Source organism: Pseudomonas sp. B28(2017) (genome assembly GCF_002113025.1).
Classification (GTDB): domain Bacteria; phylum Pseudomonadota; class Gammaproteobacteria; order Pseudomonadales; family Pseudomonadaceae; genus Aquipseudomonas.
Genome location: NZ_NEJH01000002.1, coordinates 366,528 through 389,720 on the forward strand (window position 1 = coordinate 366,528; position 23,193 = coordinate 389,720).

General features: G+C 61.0%; 20 protein-coding genes. 4 read left to right on the top strand and 16 right to left on the bottom strand.

Annotated elements, in window-relative coordinates; translation table 11 throughout:
* Positions 1–31: 31 nt before the first annotated feature.
* Both CAF65_RS06430 and CAF65_RS06435 read right to left on the bottom strand, forming a co-directional pair.
* Positions 32–1,213, bottom strand: coding sequence for a CaiB/BaiF CoA-transferase family protein (locus tag CAF65_RS06430; protein ID WP_085715549.1), 1,182 nt, complete (start codon positions 1,211–1,213; stop codon positions 32–34).
* 144 nt (positions 1,214–1,357) lie between these two features.
* On the bottom strand, positions 1,358–2,692 hold the full coding sequence (locus CAF65_RS06435; protein WP_085715550.1) for a dicarboxylate/amino acid:cation symporter: 1,335 nt from the start codon (positions 2,690–2,692) through the stop codon (positions 1,358–1,360).
* Between the two features lie 338 nt (positions 2,693–3,030).
* Here CAF65_RS06435 and CAF65_RS06440 point away from each other — a divergent pair, with 338 nt between their 5' ends.
* A complete protein-coding gene (locus CAF65_RS06440) occupies positions 3,031–4,029 on the top strand; it encodes an AraC family transcriptional regulator (RefSeq protein ID WP_085715551.1) in 999 nt (332 codons plus the stop codon).
* A gap of 54 nt (positions 4,030–4,083) precedes the next feature.
* On the opposite strand, the gene CAF65_RS06445 is transcribed toward CAF65_RS06440, so the two are convergent.
* The 3 genes from CAF65_RS06445 to CAF65_RS06455 all read right to left on the bottom strand — a co-directional run bounded on the left by CAF65_RS06445 (position 4,084) and on the right by CAF65_RS06455 (position 6,827).
* The gene (locus CAF65_RS06445) at positions 4,084–5,430 is read right to left on the bottom strand and encodes an ATP-binding protein (protein WP_085715552.1); all 1,347 of its coding nucleotides are present in this window, start codon (positions 5,428–5,430) and stop codon (positions 4,084–4,086) included.
* Entirely contained in the window at positions 5,427–6,104 is a 678-nt protein-coding gene (locus tag CAF65_RS06450) for a response regulator transcription factor (RefSeq protein WP_085715553.1), read from the bottom strand. Before CAF65_RS06450 ends, CAF65_RS06445 begins: the two co-directional genes overlap by 4 nt.
* A gap of 120 nt (positions 6,105–6,224) precedes the next feature.
* Positions 6,225–6,827: a hypothetical protein gene (locus CAF65_RS06455; protein WP_085715554.1), complete on the bottom strand. Its 603-nt coding sequence runs from the start codon at positions 6,825–6,827 to the stop codon at positions 6,225–6,227.
* Positions 6,828–6,973: 146 nt separating this feature from the next.
* Between CAF65_RS06455 and CAF65_RS06460 the strand changes: the two genes are divergently transcribed.
* Positions 6,974–7,771, top strand: a complete 798-nt coding sequence (locus tag CAF65_RS06460; RefSeq protein ID WP_085715555.1) for a dienelactone hydrolase family protein — start codon at positions 6,974–6,976, stop codon at positions 7,769–7,771.
* A gap of 85 nt (positions 7,772–7,856) precedes the next feature.
* Positions 7,857–8,582 (top strand): 4'-phosphopantetheinyl transferase, encoded by a 726-nt coding sequence (locus tag CAF65_RS06465; RefSeq protein WP_218191716.1) that lies wholly within the window; start codon positions 7,857–7,859, stop codon positions 8,580–8,582.
* A 126-nt stretch (positions 8,583–8,708) separates the two neighbouring features.
* Here the strand turns inward: CAF65_RS06465 and CAF65_RS06470 are convergent, their stop codons facing one another.
* Positions 8,709–10,319: an ATP-binding protein gene (locus tag CAF65_RS06470; RefSeq protein WP_085715557.1), complete on the bottom strand. Its 1,611-nt coding sequence runs from the start codon at positions 10,317–10,319 to the stop codon at positions 8,709–8,711.
* Positions 10,316–11,038 (bottom strand): response regulator, encoded by a 723-nt coding sequence (locus CAF65_RS06475; protein WP_085715558.1) that lies wholly within the window; start codon positions 11,036–11,038, stop codon positions 10,316–10,318. Before CAF65_RS06475 ends, CAF65_RS06470 begins: the two co-directional genes overlap by 4 nt.
* A gap of 739 nt (positions 11,039–11,777) precedes the next feature.
* On the opposite strand from CAF65_RS06475, the gene CAF65_RS06480 reads away from it, so the two are divergent.
* The gene (locus tag CAF65_RS06480) at positions 11,778–14,672 is read left to right on the top strand and encodes a ribonucleoside-diphosphate reductase subunit alpha (RefSeq protein ID WP_085715559.1); all 2,895 of its coding nucleotides are present in this window, start codon (positions 11,778–11,780) and stop codon (positions 14,670–14,672) included.
* A 220-nt stretch (positions 14,673–14,892) separates the two neighbouring features.
* Here the strand turns inward: CAF65_RS06480 and pcaC are convergent, their stop codons facing one another.
* The 9 genes from pcaC to CAF65_RS06525 all read right to left on the bottom strand — a co-directional run bounded on the left by pcaC (position 14,893) and on the right by CAF65_RS06525 (position 23,091).
* Positions 14,893–15,285 (bottom strand): 4-carboxymuconolactone decarboxylase, encoded by a 393-nt coding sequence (gene pcaC / locus CAF65_RS06485; protein ID WP_085715560.1) that lies wholly within the window; start codon positions 15,283–15,285, stop codon positions 14,893–14,895.
* A gap of 10 nt (positions 15,286–15,295) precedes the next feature.
* Positions 15,296–16,087, bottom strand: coding sequence for a 3-oxoadipate enol-lactonase (gene pcaD, locus CAF65_RS06490; RefSeq protein WP_085715561.1), 792 nt, complete (start codon positions 16,085–16,087; stop codon positions 15,296–15,298).
* Between the two features lie 11 nt (positions 16,088–16,098).
* Complete coding sequence (locus tag CAF65_RS06495; RefSeq protein WP_085715562.1) at positions 16,099–17,463, bottom strand: 3-carboxy-cis,cis-muconate cycloisomerase; 1,365 nt, start codon at positions 17,461–17,463, stop codon at positions 16,099–16,101.
* 45 nt (positions 17,464–17,508) lie between these two features.
* Complete coding sequence (locus CAF65_RS06500; protein ID WP_085715563.1) at positions 17,509–18,813, bottom strand: MFS family transporter; 1,305 nt, start codon at positions 18,811–18,813, stop codon at positions 17,509–17,511.
* Between the two features lie 129 nt (positions 18,814–18,942).
* The gene (pcaG, locus tag CAF65_RS06505) at positions 18,943–19,509 is read right to left on the bottom strand and encodes a protocatechuate 3,4-dioxygenase subunit alpha (RefSeq protein ID WP_085715564.1); all 567 of its coding nucleotides are present in this window, start codon (positions 19,507–19,509) and stop codon (positions 18,943–18,945) included.
* A 1-nt stretch (position 19,510) separates the two neighbouring features.
* Positions 19,511–20,215 carry a protocatechuate 3,4-dioxygenase subunit beta gene (pcaH, locus tag CAF65_RS06510; protein ID WP_085715565.1) on the bottom strand — a complete coding sequence of 235 codons (705 nt, stop codon included), beginning with the start codon at positions 20,213–20,215 and terminating at the stop codon, positions 19,511–19,513.
* 37 nt (positions 20,216–20,252) lie between these two features.
* Positions 20,253–21,458, bottom strand: a complete 1,206-nt coding sequence (pcaF, locus tag CAF65_RS06515) for a 3-oxoadipyl-CoA thiolase (protein ID WP_178076662.1) — start codon at positions 21,456–21,458, stop codon at positions 20,253–20,255.
* The gene (locus CAF65_RS06520) at positions 21,455–22,234 is read right to left on the bottom strand and encodes a CoA-transferase subunit beta (RefSeq protein ID WP_085715567.1); all 780 of its coding nucleotides are present in this window, start codon (positions 22,232–22,234) and stop codon (positions 21,455–21,457) included. Before CAF65_RS06520 ends, pcaF begins: the two co-directional genes overlap by 4 nt.
* Positions 22,234–23,091, bottom strand: a complete 858-nt coding sequence (locus tag CAF65_RS06525; protein ID WP_008016482.1) for a CoA transferase subunit A — start codon at positions 23,089–23,091, stop codon at positions 22,234–22,236. The genes CAF65_RS06520 and CAF65_RS06525 overlap by 1 nt, the downstream gene beginning before the upstream one ends.
* Positions 23,092–23,193: the final 102 nt, after the last annotated feature.

Genomic DNA, 23,193 nt, shown 5'->3' on the forward strand with positions numbered 1-23,193 from the left:
CGGCCTGCTCGCGATGGCGGCCTGACAGGCACTAGAGAATCACCTTGGCCCGCCGCAACTGCTCGATCCGCTCAATGCTAAACCCCAACTCCCCCAACACCTGATCCGTATGCTGCCCCAGCGCCGCGCCAACATGCCGCGGCTCAGGCAAACCTTGCGAAAACTTCAGTGGGCACGCCATCTGCGCCTGGCTTGATCCGTCACCCCGCGGCACTTGCGCCACCAACTCCCGTGCCTGCAACTGCGGATGACGCAGCGCTTCTCCCAGGCTCAACACTGGCTCGACACAAGCATCCAGCTCCGCGAACAGCGCGCACAATTCGGCAAAGTCATGCTTTTCGAATTCGACCTTCAGCGCGTCCTTAAGCTGTTGCTGATGCGCCAGCTGCGGTGACAGGCCGAGGCCGGCCAGTTCTTCCAACCCCAAAGCAGTGCACAACTGCTTCATGAATGCCGGTTCCAGGCTGCCCACCGATAGCCAGCGCCCATCCCGGGAGCGGTAGTAATCGTAGAAACTGCCGCCATTGAGCACCTGGTTTTCCGGTGCCGGCTCGACGCCACAGGCCAGATACCCGGCACCGGCCATCGCATTCAGGCTGAACGCGCAGTCGGTCATGCTGACATCCAGGTGCTGGCCCTGACCGGTTTGCTGCCGGGCAATGACCGCCGCCAGCAAGCCAATCACTCCGTGCAACGAGCCACCGGCGACATCCGCCACCTGCATGCCCAACGGCAGCGGCCCACTGGCGGCCCGGCCGGTGTAACTCGCCAGCCCGGACAAGGCCAGGTAGTTGATGTCATGGCCGGCGCGGTCCTTGTAGGGGCCGGTCTGGCCATAGCCGGTGATCGATACATAAATCAATTCGGGATTGATCGCCTTCAGGGCTTCGTAACCCAGGCCCAGACGCTCCATGACACCTGGGCGGAACTGCTCGAGCACAATGTCGTAGTCCTGCAGCAACGACTTGATCACCTCCAGCGCCTCAGGCTGCTTGAGGTCCAGGGCGAGGCTGCGCTTGTTGCGGTTGAGGTAGGCATGGCTGGCTGACACGCCTTGATCGTGGGGCGGCAACACCCGCAGCAGATCCAGGCGGGTCGGTGATTCGATGCGCAGCACTTCGGCGCCCATGTCCGCCAGCAGCAACGAGGCGAACGGCCCCGGCAGCAATGTCGAGAAATCCAGAACCTTGAGTGATGCCAGTGGACCGGGCATGAGCGTTCTCCCTTGACGATGCACCCAGCCTAGGCAGCCGTTGGCATTGCAGCAATCACCTTATGCGCCAACTGCAGTGACCGTTGTGCTCAATCACCGGGCATGAAAAAACCCGCCGAAGCGGGTTTTTCATAGCGACAAGGCTTACTTGGCGTTCGTCGAGGTTGCCCCTTCGACGTGGCCCAAAACATCGTCTTTAGGCTCGTCGGCAATGCCGCGACCGCCCGAGGCCAGCTCCGCTTGCAGCACGTCGGTGTCCAGTTCCTTGACCCACTTGGCCACGACGACAGTGGCAACGGCGTTGCCGATCAGGTTGGTCAGGGCACGGGCTTCGGACATGAAACGGTCGATGCCGAGGATCAGCGCCAGGCCGGCAACCGGCAGGTGGCCCACGGCGGACAGAGTGGCCGCGAGTACGATGAAGCCGCTACCGGTCACGCCCGCAGCGCCCTTGGACGACAGCAGCAACACCACCAGCAGGGTGATCTGGTGCGTGATGTCCATGTGGGTGTCGGTGGCCTGGGCAATGAATACCGCGGCCATGGTCAGATAGATGGCGGTACCGTCGAGGTTGAACGAGTAACCGGTCGGGATCACCAGGCCTACTACGGATTTCTTCGCGCCCAGACGTTCCATCTTGATCAGCATGCGTGGCAGCACCGACTCCGAAGAGGAAGTGCCCAGCACGATCAGCAGTTCCTCACGGATGTAGCGGATCATTTTCAGAACGCTGAAGCCGTGGGCGCGAGCGATCCCACCCAGTACGATCAGGATGAACAGCAGGCATGTGATGTAGAAGCAGGCCATCAGTTGACCCAGCTGCACCAGCGAGCCGACACCGTAGGCACCGATGGTGAACGCCATGGCACCGAAAGCACCGATTGGCGCGAGCTTCATGATCATGTTGATGATGTTGAACATCACGTGGGCGAAGCGATCGATGAAGTCCAGCAGCGGCTTGCCGTAGGCACCCAGGCGATGCAGGGCGAAACCGAAGATCACCGAGAACATCAGTACTTGCAGGATGTCGCCGGTGGCGAAGGCGCCGACGATGGTGGTCGGGATCACGTTCAGCAGGAAGCCGACGACGCTTTGGTCAGCACCGGCCGCAACATAAGTGGCAACCTTGGAGGCATCCAGGGTGGTGACATCGATGTGCATGCCATTGCCAGGCTGCACGATGTTGACCACGACCAGACCGACCAGCAAGGCAATGGTCGAAACGATCTCGAAGTACAGCAGCGCATAGCCACCGGTCTTGCCGACCGACTTCATGCTCTGCATGCCGGCGATACCGCTGACAACGGTACAGAAGATGATCGGGGCGATGATCATTTTGATCAGCTTGATGAACCCGTCACCCAACGGTTTAACGGCCACACCAAGCTGTGGGTAGTAGTGACCGAGTGCGATACCGATGACAATTGCAACGATCACCTGGAAATACAGGGATTTGTACAGTGGCTGACGAGTCGTCATTGCAAAGTTCCTCAAGGGTGCCCGGTGACAACATCCAGCTGTTGCCCGCAACACCGCAATTGCGAACCCTCCTGCACTGGAGGGATTTGTTTTTTCGAGCTGCGCAACGGCAAGCAGCTGCATGTTGTATCGCAAGGCCCGTGCCACCTTGCGCAAAATCCCTGCAAGCCTTTTGATATCAGGGTTCGCAGCGATTTCCCTGTCACCGGACGGTTACAATCATGTGGCGGATTTCCGCCCTTCCATTAAAAGTCGTCCTGCAATTTGGCGGATATCCGCCCTGTTCACGCCCGAAGTGCGCAGCTACCATCCGTCGATCAACGGTCAGAACTGCTGTCATGCGCGAACGCACCATTGCCAGTCACTTCGCCCGCGCCGTCCTTGGTGGTGCGCGTCGGCACGGCTACGACTATTCGGGCCTGCTACAACAACTGGGGATCAGCCCCGAGTTGCTGGACGAGCCCCGGGCGCGCATCGCTCCAGAGCAATTCACCCAATTGATTCAGGCCTTATGGCTGGCACTGGACGACGAGTATCTGGGGTTCGGGCAAGCCCCTAGCAGGCCGGGCAGCTTCGCGATGATGTGCCATGCCGTGATTCACTGCCGCAGCCTTGATAAGGCACTCAATCGCGGCTTATTGTTTTATAGCCTATTCCCCGGGGCTCCGCGTTTGACCCTGAGCCGCGAAGATGAATGGGTCCGCCTAAGCCTCGACGACTCGCAACTCTGGGACCCGGATCATTTTCTCAGCGAAAGCCTGCTGGTGATCTGGCACCGTTTCGGCAGCTGGTTGATCGGCCAGCGCATTCGCCTGGAACAGGCCACGTTCAGCTATCCCCGACCAGAACACGGCGCCGAGTACGACCTGCTGTTTTCCTGCCCGCTGGAGTTCTCCAGCCCCCAAAGCAGCCTGTTGTTTCACAGCCGCTACCTGACCATGCCGCTGTTGCAGGATGAACGCACCCTCAAGCATTTCCTCGAGCGCTCCCCCGCCGACCTGCTCTCGCGCCCGGACGATGGCGACAGCTTGAGCAGCCGCTTGCGCCGCCTGCTCAGTCGCGACAGTTCACGCTGGCCCGACCTGGAAACCGTGGCCGCGCAGTTGCACATCAGCCCGCAGACCTTGCGCCGGCATTTGCGGGAAGAGGGATCGAGCTTTCAGGAATTGAAGGACCAGTTGCGCCGGGACATCGCGATTTATCACCTGAGCCGCGCTGACCTGTCGTTGCAACAGATCGCCGAGCAGTTGGGGTTTTCCGAACCATCGGCGTTCCACCGAGCGTTCAAGAAGTGGACGGGGCTGACGCCGGGGGCTTATCGGGCGCAGGAGAACTGAGGTTCAAGGCTCAGCTACCCGGTGAACTCGCGATGCGGCCAGTAAAGCCAACGTCTAAACCACCGGAAAATGAATCCGGAACGCCGCCCCGCCCATCGGCGAGTCACCCAAGGTCAGCTTGGCGCTGTAGCTCTCGATGATGTCCTTGACCACCGCCAGGCCGATGCCCTGCCCCGGGTGCTGACGGTCCAGGCGCTCGCCGCGCTCGAGAATCCGTGCGCGCTGATCCTGCGGTACGCCGGGGCCGTCGTCCTCGACACACAACTCGATGCCGCCGAGAGTTTCGCGCACGCTGATGCGTATTTCGCCCAGGCACAGGCGATAGGCATTTTCCAGCAGGTTGCCCATCATTTCCAACAGAGCGCCCTGCTCGATCGGTACGTAGCACGGGTCGGGCAGGTCGAATGCGACGTGCACGCGCTTGTCGCGATAGACCTTGTCCAGCGTGTCGCACAGGCTTTTCAGCACCGGGTGCAAGCGCACCTGATGACGTACCAGACCGCTTTTGCGCAGGCTGGCGCGCTGCAATTGGTAGCCGATCTGCTGGCTCATGCGTTCGATCTGGGTTTGCAGAACCCAGGCCTGATCGCGATCCTCCGGACGCTGGGCCAGGTCTTCGATGACCCCTTGCAACACCGCCAGCGGCGTTTTCAGGCTATGGGCCAGGTCATCGAGGGAATCCCGGTAGCGGCTGCGCTGTTCACGCTCACTGTGCAGCAAACGGTTGAGAGAACCAGTGAGGCGCAGCAATTCCCGGGGATGTTCCTCACTGAGGCTTTCACGGGTGCCACCTTCGATCTGGTCCAGTTCCTGGCTCAAGCGTCGCAATGCCTGCAAGCCCCAGGTCAGACCGATCCACAACAACGCCAGCAGCACCAGCAATGCCGCGCCAAAACCCAGATAGAGGTTTTCCCGCAGGCCTTCGAGGGTCAGTTCGTACTCACGAACCGGCTGCAGCGCCACAATGCTGAAGGCTGCACTTTTGCCGCCGAGCAACTTGACCTCGACGTCGTAGACGAAGAACTCCTGACCATTTTCTTCGCGGATCCGCGCAAACTCGTTGCCACGTCCGTCGTAGCGCGGCTTGTAATTGATGTGTTCTTCCTGGGTCGCCTTCGAACGCCAGACCAGATGCCCCTCACGGTCATAGATGTAGCCGAGCAATCGGCTGTCTGTGAGGTTGAAGCGTTCGTCGGGCAGTTGCGCCGGCATCTGCAGGCTGTTGTTCTCCACCCGGGCGGCAGAGATCAACGTGGTCACGTCCGATGCCAGACGCTGCTCGATGGAGTCCTGCAACGCCAGGCTGAAGGCACCCTGCATCGCCGGCAGCAACGCCAGCATGAACAACACCGCCAACAGCGTGGCGGCGAGCATCAAGCGAATGCGCAGCGAACGGATCAAGTGCAACGCTCATTGAACAGGTAGCCCAGGCCGCGCACGGTGTCGATCGGCTTGAACCCGCCCGGTCCCTCCAGCTTGCGGCGCAGACGACCGACCAGCACCTCGATCACATTCGGATCACGCTCGTCGTCATCCGGATAGAGCTGCTCCATCAAGCGGTCCTTAGGCACCACTTGCTGATGGTGACGCATCAGATATTCGAGAATGCGGTACTCATACGCGGTCAGTGCCAACGGCTGATCGTCGAGGGACGCCTGCTTGCGGTTCAGGTCCAGCAGCAACGGACCCGCAACGATGGTCGACTGGGTAAAGCCGCTGGAGCGGCGCAGCAAGGCATTCAGGCGAGCCTCCAGTTCTTCGAACTGAAACGGCTTGACCACGTAATCGTCGGCACCGGCGGCCAGGCCCTCGACCTTGTCCTGCCAGTTGCCACGCGCGGTGAGGATCAGGATCGGGAAGGTTTTGCCACTTGAACGCAACTGCCGGATCAGGTCGAGCCCGCTCATGCCCGGCAGACCGAGGTCGATCACCGCCAGGTCAAAGTTGAACTGCGCGGTCTGGTACAGCGCCTCCTCCCCGTTGGCCACGGACTCGACCACGTGGCCGCTCTCCGTCAGGCGGGTTTTCAGGTGATGACGCAGCAGCGCTTCATCTTCGACGACCAGCAGTTTCATAACGCTCTCCCGGGCAAATCAATATCTCCAGAGGCGCAACGTCGCACCTCGATAGCTAACATGGCAACGCCGGATCAACCACTCGGGTTGATCCGGCGCAGGCCGCTCACGAAACGCTTGTCAGAAAGCGTAGTTGGCGGACAGGTAAGTCTGGGCGCTGCTGGTCAGGTCCAGCGAACCCCGCTTGCTGCCACCACGCTCACTCATCTCGGTGCTGGCGTTGCTGCGCAGGTAACGGTAACCCAGTTCAACCGAGGTGTTCTGCGAAACCTGTTGCAGCACACCCGCCTGGCCACCGATGGCATAGCCGATATCGCTGTCGCGGCTGAAGCCTGGCGATTCCTGAGTCATTTTGGTCAGGCCGGCCGTGGCACCACCGAACAACTTGGTGCTACCGCCTACCGGGTAAAACAGATCGTAGCTGCCCAGGAGGTTTTCCTGACGCAGTTTAATGCCGTTGTGCGAGCCCGATACATTGTCATAAGTGGCGTAGTACCGGCCCTTGGTGTTTTGCTGGCCCAGACGCACACCCCAGGTGGTGTCCTTGCCGATCACGCCATCGGCGTTCGGATGGTTCAGGCTGTCGTTCAGGGCGTGGGATTTTTTGACCTTGTCGCTGGTCTGTCCAAGAGTAAGGCTGGCGAAGTTGTCGTCGGACGCGAAGGCTGCGGTGCTTGCGCCCAGTACAGTGAATGCCAGAAGCAGTTTTTTGAATCCAGTCATTGGGAGTGTCCTCATGTGCCGTTTGTTTTTTGGGTACGGGGGCAAGGTTACGCACCGAGCCCTGAACTCCCCCTGAACGCACTCTGAACCTGGGCTGAACCGCCACCTCCCGAATGTTTCGACACGTTTCAAGAGGAGTTCCGACCATGCGCATGTTCTTCGCCGTCCTCCTGCTGGCCTTGAGTGGGCTCAGCCAGGCCGCCGTCCAGACCCGGGAAATCCCCTACCAAAGTGCCGATGGCACGAAAATGATTGGCTACTACGCCTACGACGATGCCCTCAAGGGACCGCGCCCCGGAGTCATGGTGGTGCATGAGTTCTGGGGCCTGAACGATTACGCCAAGCGTCGCGCCCGGGATCTCGCCGGCCTGGGCTACAGCGCCCTGGCCATTGACATGTACGGTGACGGCAAAAATACCGAGCACCCCAAAGACGCCATGGCCTTCATGCAAGCCGTGGCAAAAGACAGTGCCGTGTCGAGCGCGAGGTTTCAGGCCGGGCTCGACCTGCTCAAGCAACAACCGCAAACCGATCCGCATAAAATCGCTGCCATCGGCTACTGCTTCGGTGGTGGCGTGGTGCTCAATGCCGCAAGACAGGGCCTGCCATTGGCAGGCGTGGTGAGTTTCCATGGCGCGCTGACAACCAATACGCCGGCAACACCAGGCAGCGTCAAGGCGAAGATCCTTGTGGAACACGGGGCGCTGGACAGCATCGTCACCCAGGAAAACATCACGGCTTTCAAGCGCGAGATGGACAAGGCCGGCGCCGACTACAGATTCGTCATCCTCGACGGTGCCAGGCACAGTTTCACCAACCCGGATGCCGATCGACTTGGCCATGGCGATCATGGCGGGCCGGACATTGGCTACAACAAGGCTGCGGATGAAAAATCCTGGGCGGACATGCAGGCGTTCTTCAAAAGGATCTTTGGTCAGCCCTGACATCTGTGGCGAGGGGGCTAGCCCCCTCGCCACAAAAGCCGTCTGCTACTACCCAGCCCCAGGGCAACCCGGCAAAATGCCCGGCATGAACACCACTCCTGCCCTGCCCGTTTGCTGCACCCCCCTCGATGACCATTGGCCGCTGCCGTTTGTGCTGCCCGATACGGTCCTGTTGAGCACTCATTTCGATAGCACCCGACTGGCCAGCGATGACTTTCGGCGCAGCGCCGTGGAAGCGCCGGCGAGCATTCAGCGCTCTGTCGCCAAACGGCAGGCGGAGTTTCTCGCCGGGCGGGTATGCGCCCGGGCCGCGTTACAGCAGCTCGAAGGCTTGAACTTCATTCCGGCCATCGGCGAAGACCGGGCACCGGTCTGGCCTGCCCATATCACCGGTTCGATCACCCATAGCACTGGCCGGGCCGCGGCGATTGTCGCGAACAAAAGCCATTGGCGCGGCCTGGGCATGGATCTGGAAAACCTGCTCAATGCCGATCGGGCCGAACGCCTGGCCGGGGAAATCCTCAATCCGCCGGAGCTACTGCGCATGGCGACCGCTCATCACGATCAGCGGGCGTTGTTGGTCACCCTGACGTTCTCGGTCAAGGAAAGCCTGTTCAAGGCGCTTTATCCCATCGTTCAGCAACGTTTTTATTTCGAACACGCCGAAGTGCTGGAGTGGCGTGAGTCGGGTGAGGTGCGGTTGCGACTGCTGACGGATCTGTCCCGCGAATGGCGCAACGGCACCGAGCTGGATGCGCAATTCGGGGTCAAGGATGGGCAGTTGTTGAGTCTGGTCAGCATCAGGGCCTGAAGCTCTGTAGCGACCATACCGACCCCATCGCGAGCAGACTCGCTCCCACACAGGATCGATACCACACCAAAAATCCCTGTGGGAGCGAGCCTGCTCGCGATTAGGCCCGATCAAACGACGCAAGACTCACCGTTTCTCCTGATTCCTCGGCCAACTCAAGCTGAAACACGCCCCCCCCAGGCTTTTGCTCTTGCCGATCAATGCCCGCCCGCCATGCCAATGGATGATGCGTCGCACAATGGACAGACCTAACCCATGGCCTCCGGAAGCACGGGTGCGGCTATCGTCGAGACGCAGGAACGGCGTAAAGATCTTCTCCCACGCCGACTCCGGCACCCCCGGCCCGTCATCCTCGATATCCACCCGGCATCGCTGCTGCCCCACCTGATAGCTGATGGTCACCCGTGATTGCGCATGGCGCATGGCATTGCTCACCAGATTCTGGATCGCCCGGTGCAGATAACGCGGTTCGGCCTCGACCCAGGCGTCGTCGTTATCGGCCGCCGACAGGCACAACCCGCGCTGTACCGTGACGTCGGCGCGTAACGGCGCCAGCTCTTCAATCACTTGATTGACCAAGGCATCCAGATCGATCCGCTGAAAACTCAGCGCCGGAGAACCCTGTTCGAGCCGCGCGTAGGTCAGCATCTCGTCGACCAGCCGGTCGAGGTCCTCGATGTCGTGGTCCATGCCCTGGCAGTATTTTTCCAGGGCTTGCGGCGTGGTGGCCGAGCCGATCATCTCCAGGCCAAAGCGCAGGCGCGCCACCGGCGTGCGCAATTCGTGGGACACCGCACGCACCAGTTCGCGCTGGATCGCCAGCAACTGTTGCAAGTGCTCGGCCATGCCGTTGAAGGCCGATGCCAGGCGCCCCACGGAATCCGCGCCGCGCGCCGGCACGCGGGTTTCCAGGCTGCCCTTGGCGATGCGCGTGGCGGCGGCCTCCAGGCCACGCAAGCGGCGCTCGAGCTGACGCACCAACAGATAAACGATCAAGCCGATCAGCGTCAGGCCCAGCGCGGCGATCAGCACCAGCCATTCCGGGGGATAAGGATTCATCTGATACAACGGACCGATTTCCAGAACCCACGGCGTGCCGACCATGCCGGCAAACACCCGGATCGAATCGCCCCCCTTGCCCAGCGCCATCACCGTGTCGCCCTCGGACACCCGGCGGCTCTGGTCTTCATCCATGTCCGCCTCGTCAACCGTGACCAGGCGCAGGTCGAAGCCGAAGCCCTTGCTTTCCTTCAATTGCGCCAGGCGCAAGGGCTGGTCGGCTACCGGGGTCCGCACCAGTTCATCAGTCAACAGGTAGATGGTTGCACGGGCCAGTTGTTCGCTGATCTGCTGCACTTCCCCGGTGAGCATCAACTGCTCCTTGTCGCTGACCAGCTTGTATACCTTCGCCGCGTGCGGCCCGGTCTGTTCCACCAATGCCTGGCCACGCAACACACGAGTGCGCTGGGTAAGGTCGAGGTCAGTTTCGGTAAAGGTTTTCAGCGCCAGCGGAATGCCCAGCAGTCGCTCCCACACCAGCAGGGCCCGGTGGCGCTCGGTCTGGTTCATCGGTTGCAGGTTGTCGGCCATCAGCGAAAACGTGCCGTGGGCCAGGCGTTCGCGGTATTGCTCGCTGCGCACCTCATTGAGCAGGTGCAACGCCAGCACACCGAGCACCGCTACCAGAATCAGCGCGGCGCACATGCCGCCATAGATGCGCAGGAAGATCGAGTTCACAGGGTCTGGTCTACGCAAGCCTCGGGAACGAACAGATAGCCTTTGCTGCGCACGGTCTTGATCAGCCGTGGATGCTCCGGATCATCGCCGATCTTCGGGCGGATGCGCGAGATGCGCACATCGATGGAGCGATCCTGACCGTCATAGCCAATGCCCCGCAGCGCGGTAAAGATCTCTTCCCGGGAGAGGATGCGCCCGGCATTGGCCACCAATAGCCAGAGCAAGTCGAATTCGGCGCTGGTCAGCTCGATGCCGCGGCCCTGCAACCAGGCTTCGCGCAAGGCGTTGTCGACGATCAGCGGGCCGAACTGTAGACGCCGCTGTTTTTCCGGGGCGACTTCGGGCGTTTCACTGCGACGCAGCAAGGCCTGGATGCGTGCCAGCAGCAGACGCGGGCGTACCGGTTTGCACACGTAGTCGTCAGCCCCCAGGTCCAGGCCGAGAATCTGGTCAGCGTCATCAGTGCGGGCGGTGAGCATCAGGATCGGGCCGTCATATCGGGCGCGGACCTTGCGGCAAATGCTCAGGCCATCTTCACCGGGGAGCATCAGGTCGAGGATCACCAGGTCCGGTTGTTCCTTGATGATGCGGTTCGCAGCGAGCGCCCCATCGCCTTCGATCGATACACGCAGGCCATTGGCTTCCAGGTAATCGCGGGTCAGTTCGGCCAGTCGCTGGTCGTCCTCCACAATCAATACCTGCCAGGCTTCTTGCTCCACGGGTGACCTCTGCTTGCCAAAACACTGATAAGGAAGGATCCGCCCGTCTTTTTGTAATGATTCGGGAGGATAAATATGTATACACGCTGGGCCGATTGTATAAACGCCGCCCGTCGAGAACACAAGCGGGTAAATGCGTTCGGACAACAGGGTTTTTTGTGATAGGGTTCGCGCCCTTAAAAATCCGAACGAGCATTTTCGATCGTGGAAAATCGCTGAAAAAAGGTCCGGTCCAGCAGTGTCGCGGCCTACACGCCGGTTCCCTCTTTCACACACAATTTACGCACAGGTTTATCCACAGGCAGTACGTTGCAATCCTCCCCTAAAACGCATTATCTTGTAGCCAGGCGCTAAAAAAACCCTAGATATAGGGTTTTGCGCAAAAAACCAAACACAAACCAGACACCAATTTCAAGCGCTATTATTGCCTCTGTCCGGTTGAACCAAACGTATTTTCGAAAGACCAAACCGCGCGTGCGGATGGCTACTGTATTTCGGCCCCGAGTGGCGAAAACGGTACGGGTGTTGCAGTCCCGACTGTCACCTGCAATGGATCCCGGTTTCAGGCCCAAGGCGTGAAACCAAAGACTTCGGCATGGAAGCGGCGCCCGATAAAGCCCCCTTCCTACTGTCCCGAAGTTGTTATGCCCGGCGCTCGCCGGTTGTAGTGCTTCAGGACGGAACGGTGGGCACCGTGATGGTGCCCAAACAAACATAGAGAATGTGGAGACACTCCCCCATGCAAACCGACACAACTCGCGAGAACCCGCAGGGCACCTTGCCGCAGGCCGCCGATTCGAATTCGGATCTGTCCGCCACCGCGCCTGGCCAACTGCGCGTGATCAAGCGTAACGGCACTGTCGTTCCCTACACCGATGACAAAATCACCGTCGCCATCACCAAAGCGTTTCTCGCAGTTGAGGGCGGCACTGCTGCCGCCTCGTCGCGAATCCACGACACCGTTGCCCGCCTGACCGAACAGGTCACCGCGACCTTCAAGCGTCGCATGCCGTCGGGCGGCACCATCCACATCGAAGAAATCCAGGACCAGGTCGAACTGGCCCTGATGCGTGCCGGCGAGCAGAAAGTAGCCCGCGACTATGTGATCTACCGTGACTCTCGCGCCAAAGAGCGCGCAGCGCATACCCCTGCCGAAGAAGCCGTCAACGCTCACCCATCGATCCGCATCACCCGTGCCGACGGCAGCCTGGCGCCGCTGGACATGGGCCGCCTGAACACCATCGTCACCGAAGCCTGCGAAGGCCTGGAAGAAGTCGACGGCGACCTGATCCAGCGCGAAACCCTGAAGAACCTGTATGACGGCGTGGCCCTGAACGACGTCAACACCGCCCTGGTGATGACTGCCCGTACCCTGGTTGAACGCGAGCCGAACTACTCGTTCGTGACCGCGCGCCTGCTGATGGACACCCTGCGCGCCGAAGGCCTGGGCTTCCTCGGTGTGGCTGAAAGCGCCACTCACCACGAAATGGCCGACCTGTATGCGAAGGCGCTGCCGGCCTACATCGCCAAAGGTATCGAGTTCGAACTGCTGAACCCTGTGCTGGCCTCCTTCGACCTGGAAAAACTGGGCAAGGCGATCAACCACGAGCGCGACCAGCAATTCACCTACCTGGGCCTGCAAACCCTGTACGACCGTTACTTCATCCACAAGGATGGCGTGCGTTTCGAACTGCCGCAGATCTTCTTCATGCGTGTGGCCATGGGCCTGGCGATCGAAGAGAAGCAAAAAGAAGACCGCGCGATCGAGTTCTACAACCTGCTGTCGTCCTTCGACTACATGGCTTCGACTCCGACCCTGTTCAACGCCGGTACCCTGCGTCCACAGCTGTCGAGCTGCTATCTGACCACCGTTCCGGATGACCTGTCGGGCATCTACCACGCGATCCACGACAACGCCATGCTGTCGAAATTCGCTGGCGGTCTGGGCAACGACTGGACGCCGGTTCGTGCGCTGGGTTCGTACATCAAGGGCACCAATGGCAAATCCCAGGGCGTCGTACCGTTTCTGAAAGTCGTCAACGACACCGCTGTTGCCGTTAACCAGGGTGGCAAGCGCAAAGGCGCTGTATGCGCCTACCTGGAAACCTGGCACATGGACATCGAAGAGTTCATCGAGCTGCGCAAGAACACCGGTGATGACCGTCGTCGTACCCACGATATGAACACCGCCAACTGGATCCCTGACCTGTTCATGAAGCGCGTCTTCGATGACGGCAAGTGGACCCTGTTCTCGCCGTCCGAAGTGCCGGACCTGCACGATCTGACCGGCAAGGCCTTCGAAGAGCGCTACGAGTACTACGAAGCCCTGACCGAGTACCCTGGCAAGATCAAGCTGTTCAAGACCATCCAGGCCAAAGACCTGTGGCGCAAGATGCTGTCCATGCTGTTCGAAACCGGCCACCCATGGCTGACTTTCAAAGACCCGTGCAACCTGCGCAGCCCGCAGCAGCACGTCGGCGTGGTCCATAGCTCGAACCTGTGCACCGAGATCACCTTGAACACCAACAAGGACGAGATCGCCGTTTGCAACCTGGGCTCGATCAACCTGCCGAACCACATCGTCGACGGCAAGCTGGACACCGCCAAGCTGCAACGCACCGTGAACACCGCCGTGCGCATGCTCGACAACGTGATCGACATCAACTACTACTCGGTGCCGCAAGCGAAGAACTCCAACTTCAAGCACCGTCCGGTCGGCCTGGGCATCATGGGCTTCCAGGACGCGCTGTACCTGCAGCACATTCCTTACGGCTCCATTGCAGCCGTCGAGTTCGCCGACAAGTCGATGGAAGCGGTCAGCTACTACGCGATCCAGGCCTCCTGCGACCTGGCCGATGAGCGCGGCGCGTACGAGACCTTCAATGGTTCGCTGTGGTCCAAAGGCATCCTGCCACTGGATTCGCAACAGATCCTGATCGAGGCTCGCGGCCAGAAGTACATCGATGTCGACCTGAACGAAACACTGGACTGGGCACCGGTTCGCGCCCGTGTACAGAAAGGCATTCGTAACTCGAACATCATGGCCATCGCACCGACCGCGACCATCGCCAACATCACCGGCGTGTCGCAGTCGATCGAACCGACCTACCAGAACCTGTATGTGAAATCGAACCTGTCGGGCGAATTCACCGTGATCAACCCGTACCTGGTTCGCGACCTGAAGGCTCGCGATCTGTGGGACTCGGTCATGATCAACGACCTGAAGTACTACGACGGTTCGGTGCAGCAGATCGAGCGCATCCCGCAAGAACTCAAAGAGCTCTACGCGACTGCATTCGAAGTGGACACCAAGTGGATCGTCGACGCCGCCAGCCGTCGTCAGAAGTGGATCGACCAGGCTCAGTCGCTGAACCTGTACATCGCCGGCGCTTCGGGCAAGAAGCTGGACGTGACCTACCGCATGGCCTGGTACCGTGGTCTGAAGACCACTTACTACCTCCGTGCCCTGGCTGCGACCAGCACCGAGAAATCGACCATCAACACCGGCAAGCTGAACGCTGTTTCCAGCGGCGGCAACCACGGTGAAGATTCGGTCCTGGCAGCGCCAGCCGGCCCTGCTCCAGTGCCGAAGGCTTGCGCCATCGACGAGCCGGATTGCGAAGCTTGCCAATAAGCTGAGCCGGTAAGCGTCGCAAGACGCTTACTCGAAACCCCCGATCAGCCTCTGGCGGGTCGGGGGTTTTCTTTTGCCTATAGGAGTGAGCTTGCTCCGGGCGGCGATCCGACCATCGTCTTGAGAACGACGCGTGTATTCAGGATGAGCTCGTTATCGCTATCGACCATCGCGAACACGCTCGAGATGGCGTTGGCTCAAGCAACAAAAATCGCCGGATCTACTCCCGCGACTCAACCCCCAGCTCATCCCACACCGACTCGGCCAGATGGAACGTCGCATTGGCCGCCGGGATGCCGCAATAGATCGCGCTCTGCATGATCACTTCCTTGATCTCGCCACGGCTGACGCCATTGTTGGCGGCAGCGCGCAGGTGCAGTTTGAGTTCACCCTCGCGGTTCATGCCGATCAGCATGGCGATGGTGATCAGGCTGCGGGTGTGGCGCGGCAGGCCCTCGCGGGTCCAGATGTCGCCCCAAGCGTGGCGGGTGATCATTTCCTGAAACTCCGAGTTGAACTCGGTCAGGGTAGTCAGGCTGCGATCGACATGAGCGTCGCCCAGTACCGCGCGCCGGACGTTCATGCCTTCGTCGTAACGTTGTTTCTCGTCCACGGAATTTCCCTCAACGAGCCAGCAGGAACGCCAGTACGCGTTCGCTGAAATCAGCGCCGGCCTGCACGTTGGACAAGTGCGCAGCATAGAACTCGGCGTATTCGGCACCCTGCACATGTTCCTGAATGAAGTGCCCGCCCGATGGCGGCGTGACCGCATCCTGAGTGCCGGCGATCACCAGCAGCGGCGCCTTGATCGAGGACAACTGATCACGGAAATCGGCATCGCGCACGGCCGCACAGTTGGCCGCATAACCTTCAGGTGAAGTGGCCGCCAGCATGTCGGTAATCTGCTTGGCTGCCGCCGGGTTGGCCTCGGAGAAATCCGGGGTGAACCAGCGGGCAATCGACGCATCGCGCAGGGCAACCATGGCCGCCTGACCATCACGCAGCACCATTTCGATACGCGGGTTCCATACCGATGGATCGCCGATTTTTGCCGCGGTGTTGCACACGATCAACTTGTTCAGGCGCTCGCCGGCATTGATGCCCAGCCATTGCCCGATCAGTCCGCCCATGGACAGACCGCAGAAATGTGCCCGTTCGATGTGCAGGGCATCCAGCAACGCCAGCACGTCGCGACCCAGTTGCTCGATGCTGTAAGACCCCGGCGTTACCAATGACTGGCCATGACCGCGGGTGTCGAAACGCAACACGCGAAAATACTCGGAGAACGCCGGGATTTGCGCATCCCACATGTGCAGGTCCGTGCCCAGTGAGTTGGACAACACCAGCACCGGCGCATCGACCGGTCCATCGAGTTGGTAATGAAGTTCGCCCTCGGCGAGTTGTACAAAAGCCACAGCAGTCTCCTTCAGGCAGTCAATGCAGAATGTTCAGCCACCGCCCGCTCGACCCAGGCATGGGCCTGGCCGAGGTAATGGGCGGGGTCCAGCAGATGATCGAGTTCTTCAGCCGACAGTTCGGCGGTCACTTGTGGTTCGTCGCCGAGTACCGCGCGCAGATGACGTTGTTCGGCCACGGCGCGTTTGCAGCATTGCTCCAGCAGATGATGCGCGGTGTCGCGCCCAACCCGTTGCGCCAGGACGATGCTCACTGCTTCGGCGAGCACCAGGCCCTGGGTCAGATCGAGGTTGCGGGCCATGCGCCCGGCATCCACTTCCAGGCCTTGGGCGATCGCCAACGCCTGCTGCAGGCTGCCCGACACCAGGCAGCAAATTTCCGGCAGGGTTTCCCACTCGGCATGCCACAGGCCGAGGCTGCGCTCGTGTTCCTGGGGCATGGCACTGAACAGCGTCGAGAGCAGACCGGGTACGCGAGTCGCCGCGCCGATCAGCACCGCCGCGCCCACCGGATTGCGCTTGTGCGGCATGGTCGAGGAACCGCCCTTGCCCGGCGCCGAGGGTTCGAACACTTCGGCGGCCTCGGTTTGCATCAGCAGGCTGATGTCGCGACCGAGCTTGCCGAGACTGCCGGCGATCAGGCCGAGTACCGCACCGAACTCCACCACGCGGTCACGCTGGGTATGCCATGGCTGATCGGGCAAGGTCAGTTGCAGCTCTTCGGCCAGCGCCTGGGCAATCGGCATGGCCTGTTCACCAAGGGCCGCCAGGGTCCCGGATGCACCGCCCAATTGCAGCACCAGCAGCCGTGGCTTGAGTTCAGCCAGGCGTTGGCGACTGCGCGTCACCGCGCCCAGCCAGCCGGCGATTTTCATGCCGAGAGTAACGGGCGTTGCGTGTTGCAACCAGGTGCGCCCGGCCAGCGGCGTGGCCACATAATGTTGGGCCCGCGTCGCCAGGGTCTGACCCAGTTGTGCCAGATCGCTTTCGATCAGTTCCAGTGCGCGGCGCAGTTGCAGCACCAGGCCGCTGTCCATCACATCCTGACTGGTCGCACCCAAATGTACATAACGCTCGGCTTCGGCATCGGTCGCCGCGATCTGTTTGCCCAGCGCCTTGACCAAGGGAATCGCCGAGTTACCTGCTGTGGCAATCGCCTCGCCCAACGCCGCAAAGTCGTAAAGTCCGGCGCTGCAAGCTGCTTCAATAGGCCCGACAGCACTCGACGGAATCAACCCGACCCGCGCTTCGGCCCGAGCCAGTGCCGCTTCGAAATCGAGCATGGCCTGAACCCGGCCCTGATCGCAGAACACGTCACGCATATCGCGGGCAGTGAAATAGGCATCGAACAATTGATTGCCCGGTCGCTGGTTCATAAACAATTCCTGGAGGCGCGGGCCACTACGGCCCGCGCGAAAAGATCAAAGGTCGTGTTGCAGGTACGCGGACTGTTTCGGCAGACGCAGGCTGAACAGGAACGCCACCGCCATCATCACCGTGACGTACCAGTAGAAGGAGTTTTCCATGCCCACAGCCTTGAGGCTCAAGGCCACGTATTCCGCCGAACCGCCGAAGATCGCATTCGCCACCGCATACGCCAGGCCGACACCCAGTGCACGCACCTCTGGCGGGAACATCTCGGCTTTCACCAGGCCACTGATGGAGGTGTAGAAACTGACGATCGCCAGCGCCAGGGTAATCAACACAAAGGCCAGGAACGGACTACTGACACTTTTCAGGCTCAACAGGATCGGTACAGTGAACAGCGTGCCGAGGGCGCCGAACCAGAGCATCGAGTTACGCCGGCCGATCTTGTCGGCGAGCATGCCGAAAACCGGTTGCATGCACATATAGAGGAACAGCGCGCCGGTCATGATGTAGCTGGCGGTCTTGGCCGGCATGCCGGCGGTGTTCACCAGGTACTTCTGCATGTACGTGGTGAAGGTGTAGAAAATCAGCGAACCACCGGCGGTGTAACCCAGTACAGTGATGAACGCGGCTTTATGGTCGCGGAACAGTGCGCTGATGCTCCCGGCGTCCTTGTTCTCGCGCATTTCCTTGCTGGTGGTTTCTTTCAGCGAACGGCGCAGATAAAGCGACACGAGCGCCGCCATGGCACCCACCACGAATGGAATCCGCCAACCGTAGGCACGCAACTCGTCTTCACTGAGGAACTGTTGCAGGATCACCACGACCAATACCGCCAGCAGTTGCCCGCCAATCAGCGTTACGTACTGGAACGAAGCGAAGAAACCGCGCTGCCCCTTGAGGGCGACTTCACTCATGTAGGTGGCGGTGGTGCCGTACTCGCCGCCTACCGACAGGCCCTGGAGCAACCGTGCAAACAACAACAGAATCGGCGCCCAGATCCCTATGCTGCTGTAGGTCGGCAGGCAAGCAATCAGCAACGAGCCGAAGCACATCATCAGAATCGAGATCAACATCGAATTCTTGCGCCCGTGCTTGTCTGCCAAGCGCCCGAAAATCCAGCCACCAATCGGTCGCATCAGGAACCCGGCGGCAAACACGCCCGCGGTATTGACCAACTGCACCGTGGGGTTGTCGGAGGGGAAAAAGGCCGAGGCGAAATAGATCGCACTGAAGGCGTAGACATAGAAGTCGAACCATTCGACCAGGTTACCGGACGAGGCGCCGACAATGGCAAAGATCCGTTTTCTGCGCTCTTCGCCGGTATATAGCGCGGGTGTAGCGGTTGGCGTTGTCATTGTTTTTCACTCAATGGGGACAGTGAGAGTCTAGACACACTTTGCAACAGCCCCGTTCCACAGATAGCTCAGTAACGCGATCCCTTGTAGGAGCGAACATGCTCGCTCCTACAGGGTTTTGTGAGTTACTCAATAATCGAAGAACACCGTCTCGGCATCAGTGCCCTGCAGAATCACGTTCCACTGGTACACACCGCTTGCATCCTTCTTCGCCAGCAAAGTACCCCGACGCTCGGCCGGCACGCACTCCAGCAGCGGATCGTTCACATTCGCCGCCTCGCCATCGAAGTAAATCCGTGTCAGCAGGTGCTTTACCAGGCCACGGGCAAACACCAGTACCACCAGATGCGGTGCCTGAGTCGCGCCTTTGAGCCCCTCAACCGTACCCGGCTTGATGGTGGTGAAGCGAAAGCGTCCTTCGGCATCCACCGGCACCCGACCAAAGCCTTCGAAGTTCGGGTCCAGGGGTTTGTCCTGGTCGTCTTCGGGGTGGTCATACTTGCCTGCGGCGTTGGCCTGCCAGACTTCCAGCATCGCGTCGTTGACGATGTCGCCATTGCCGTCGACCACTTGCCCGGTGATCGCCACGCGCTCGCCCAGGGTTTGTTCGACGGTCAGGTTTTCACGGTTCAGCCAGGTCAGGCCGATATGGTAGTACGGCCCGACGGTGTGGGACGTGGTCGCAGTCAGCGTCATCTTATTTCTCCATCGGCGTGGCGTCGCGGCCGCGCAATACGATGTCCCAGCGATAGCCGAGGGCATAGGAAGGGATGGTTTTTTCCAGATCGAACGTGGCGATCAAACGCTCTTTGGCGCTGGTATCGGGCACGCAGTTGTAGATCGGGTCGTATGCCAGCAGCGGGTCACCCGGGAAATACATCTGCGTCACCAGGCGCGTCAGGATGCTCGGCCCGAACAGCGAAAAGTGGATGTGCGCCGGGCGCCACGCGTTGTGGTGGTTACCCCATGGATAAGCGCCAGGCTTGATGGTCTGGAACTGATACCAGCCATCGGCGTCGGTCACGGTGCGGCCGGTGCCAGTGAAGTTCGGGTCCAGCGGTGCGTCGTGCAGGTCGCGAGCATGGGCGTAGCGACCGGCGGCGTTGGCCTGCCAGATCTCGACCAGAATCCCCGGCACCGGCAGACCGTTTTCATCCAGCACACGGCCGTGGATGATGATGCGCTCGCCCAGGGGTTCACCCTGGTGCTGGGCGGTCAGGTCGTTGTCCTTCTCGTTGATGCGCTCGGCGCCGATGGTCGGCCCGGTGACTTCCGACAACGAATGGGGCAGGAACACCAACGGCTTGGACGGCGAGCGCAAGTTGGTGGATTGATAGGTCGGGTGCAGGTATTCCGGCTGAGTGCCGGCCTGCGGGCGACGGTATCCAGGTTTGTCAGTCATTACACGTTCCTCAGTTCTTGTTGGCCGACGGGGTGTGTCAGACACGTTCGATCGCCAAAGCCAGCCCCTGGCCGACGCCGACGCACATGGTCGCCAGACCTTTCTTGCCGCCGGTTTTTTCCAGCTGATGCAACGCGGTCAACACCAATCGCGCGCCGCTCATGCCCAACGGGTGACCCAAGGCAATCGCGCCACCGTTCGGGTTGACCTGGGCCGCGTCGTCCGCGATCCCCAGTTCACGCAGCACCGCCAAACCCTGGCTGGCGAATGCTTCGTTGAGTTCGATCACGTCGAAATCGCTGACCGCCACACCGAGGCGCTCGGTCAGTTTGCGCACCGCCGGCACCGGGCCGATGCCCATCACCCGAGGAGCGACACCGGCGCTGGCCATGCCCAGCACTTTGGCGCGGGCGGTCAGGCCGTGTTTCTTCACGGCTTCGGCCGAGGCCAGGATCAACGCCGCTGCGCCATCGTTCACTCCGGAGGCGTTGCCGGCGGTGACGGTTTTGTCGGGGCCGTTGACTGGTTTGAGTCTGGTCAGGGCTTCCAGAGTGGTGTCGGCGCGAGGGTGCTCGTCCTGGCTGACCACGGTTTCACCCTTCTTCTGGGCAATCCGTACTTCGACAATTTCTTCGGCGAAGAACCCGGCGGCTTGCGCGGCGGCGGTGCGCTGCTGACTGCGCAAGGCAAAGGCGTCCTGATCCTCGCGGGAGACTTTGTAGTCGTCGGCCACGTTGTCAGCGGTCTGAGGCATCGCGTCCACGCCGTACTGCGCTTTCATCAGCGGGTTGATGAAGCGCCAACCGATGGTGGTGTCTTCAAGCTTCATGTTGCGCGAAAACGCTGCGTCGGCCTTGCCCATCACGAACGGTGCACGGGACATCGACTCGACACCGCCGGCAATCGCCAAGTCCATCTCGCCGCTGGCAATAGCACGAAACGCGGTGCCGATGGCATCCATGCCCGAAGCGCAAAGACGATTGAGGGTCACGCCAGGAATGCTGTCCGGCAACCCGGCCAGCAACAGCGCCATGCGCGCCACGTTGCGGTTGTCTTCGCCGGCCTGGTTGGCGCAGCCGAGGAACACCTCGTCCACCGCGCTCCAGTCCACCGACGGGTTGCGCTCGATCAAGGCCTTGATCGGCACGGCGGCCAGGTCGTCGGCACGCACTGTCGACAGACCACCGCCGAAACGGCCGATGGGGGTACGAATCGCGTCGCAGATATAAACGTCACGCATCACGCTTCTCCGGGGGCTTGGCCGTGGGCGGCAGCAGTACGGGCCTCGAGATCACGCAGCGCGCTCAGTTCGACGTCGGTCGGCTCGGCGGTTTGCTCAACGTTGTCGGCAAAACGGATTGCCCAACCGGTGGCGGCGACCACTTGCTCGCGGGTCACGCCCGGGTGCAGTGCGGTGACCACGAACTCGTGGGTACCCTCCTCCGGCTCCATGATGCACAGGTCGGTGATGATCCCGACCGGACCGGCGCCCGGCAGGCCGAGACGCTTGCGCGAATCACCGCCCTCGCCGTGGCCGACCGAAGTAATGAAGTCGAGTTTATCGACGAACGAACGCGCCGACTGCTTGAGGATGATCAGCACGCTCTTGGCCGAGCCGGCAATCTCCGGCGCGCCACCGGCACCGGGCAGGCGCACTTTCGGCGCGTGATAATCGCCGACCACGGTGGTGTTGATATTGCCGAAACGGTCGACCTGCGCCGCGCCGAGGAAGCCGACGTCGATGCGTCCGCCCTGCAGCCAGTAACGGAAAATCTCGCCGGTCGGGACTACGGTGTCGGCGGTTTCCGCCAACTCACCGTCACCGATCGACAGTGGCAGTACGCTCGGCTTGGCACCGATCGGACCCGATTCGTAGATCAGTACTACATCCGGAGAGGACGTCAGGCGCGCCAGGTTGGCCGCTTTCGACGGCAGACCGATGCCAACGAAGCACACTGAACCGTTCTTCAGACGACGGGCAGCGGCGACGGTCATCATTTCATTGGTGGTGTAAGTCATTACTTCGCCTCCGAAGCGGCGGCCAGTTTGGCCTGGAACTCGCTGAAGTCAGCGCTGCCATGGATGTATTCGTTGATCCACGCGGTGAAGGTTTCACGGTCGCGGGCAATCGGGTCCCAGGCCTGGTAGAAACGGTTGTCGCGTTCGGTGTAACCGTGGGCGTAGGATGGATGAGCGCCGCCAGGTACGTGGCAAACCGCACTCAAGGCCCAGGTGGGCAGCACACAGGCATTCATTGGCGCATTGAGGTCGTCGACGATTTCTTCAACGGTGACGATGCAGCGCTTGGCGGCCAATGCGGCCTCTTTCTGTACGCCGAGGATGCCCCAGAGCAGCACGTTGCCCTTGCGGTCGGCTTTCTGCGCGTGAATCACGGTAATGTCCGGGCGCACCGAAGGCACGGCGGCCAGCACTTCACCAGTGAACGGGCAGGTCACCGATTTGATCAGCGGGTTGACCTTCGGCAAGTCGGAACCGGCGTAGGCACGCAGGACCGCGAACGGCAGGCCGGAAGCGCCGGCGACGTAGGCATTGGCCAGGTCGGCATGGCTGTGTTCTTCGATCTCCAGCGCATGCGGCCACTGTTTCTCCACCGCGTCACGCAGGCGATGCAGGGAGCCGACACCCGGGTTGCCACCCCAGGAGAAAATCAGCTTGCGGGCACAACCGGCACCGATCAACTGGTCGTAGATCAAGTCAGGGGTCATCCGCACCAGGGTCAGGTCTTTCTTGCCCTGGCGAATGATTTCGTGACCCGCCGCCGTCGGGATCAGGTGGGTAAAGCCTTCGAGCGCGACCGTATCGCCGTCGTTTACGAATTGCTTCACCGCGTCGTGCAGCGAAAGGATTTCAGCCATTGGGGCAGGCTCCCGTTTGTTATTAACCGACAGTGGAAGAAGGCGCCGATGCGCAGCGCCGGAATGACTGAAGGTTAAGCTTCTGAAAAAGGCCAAACAATC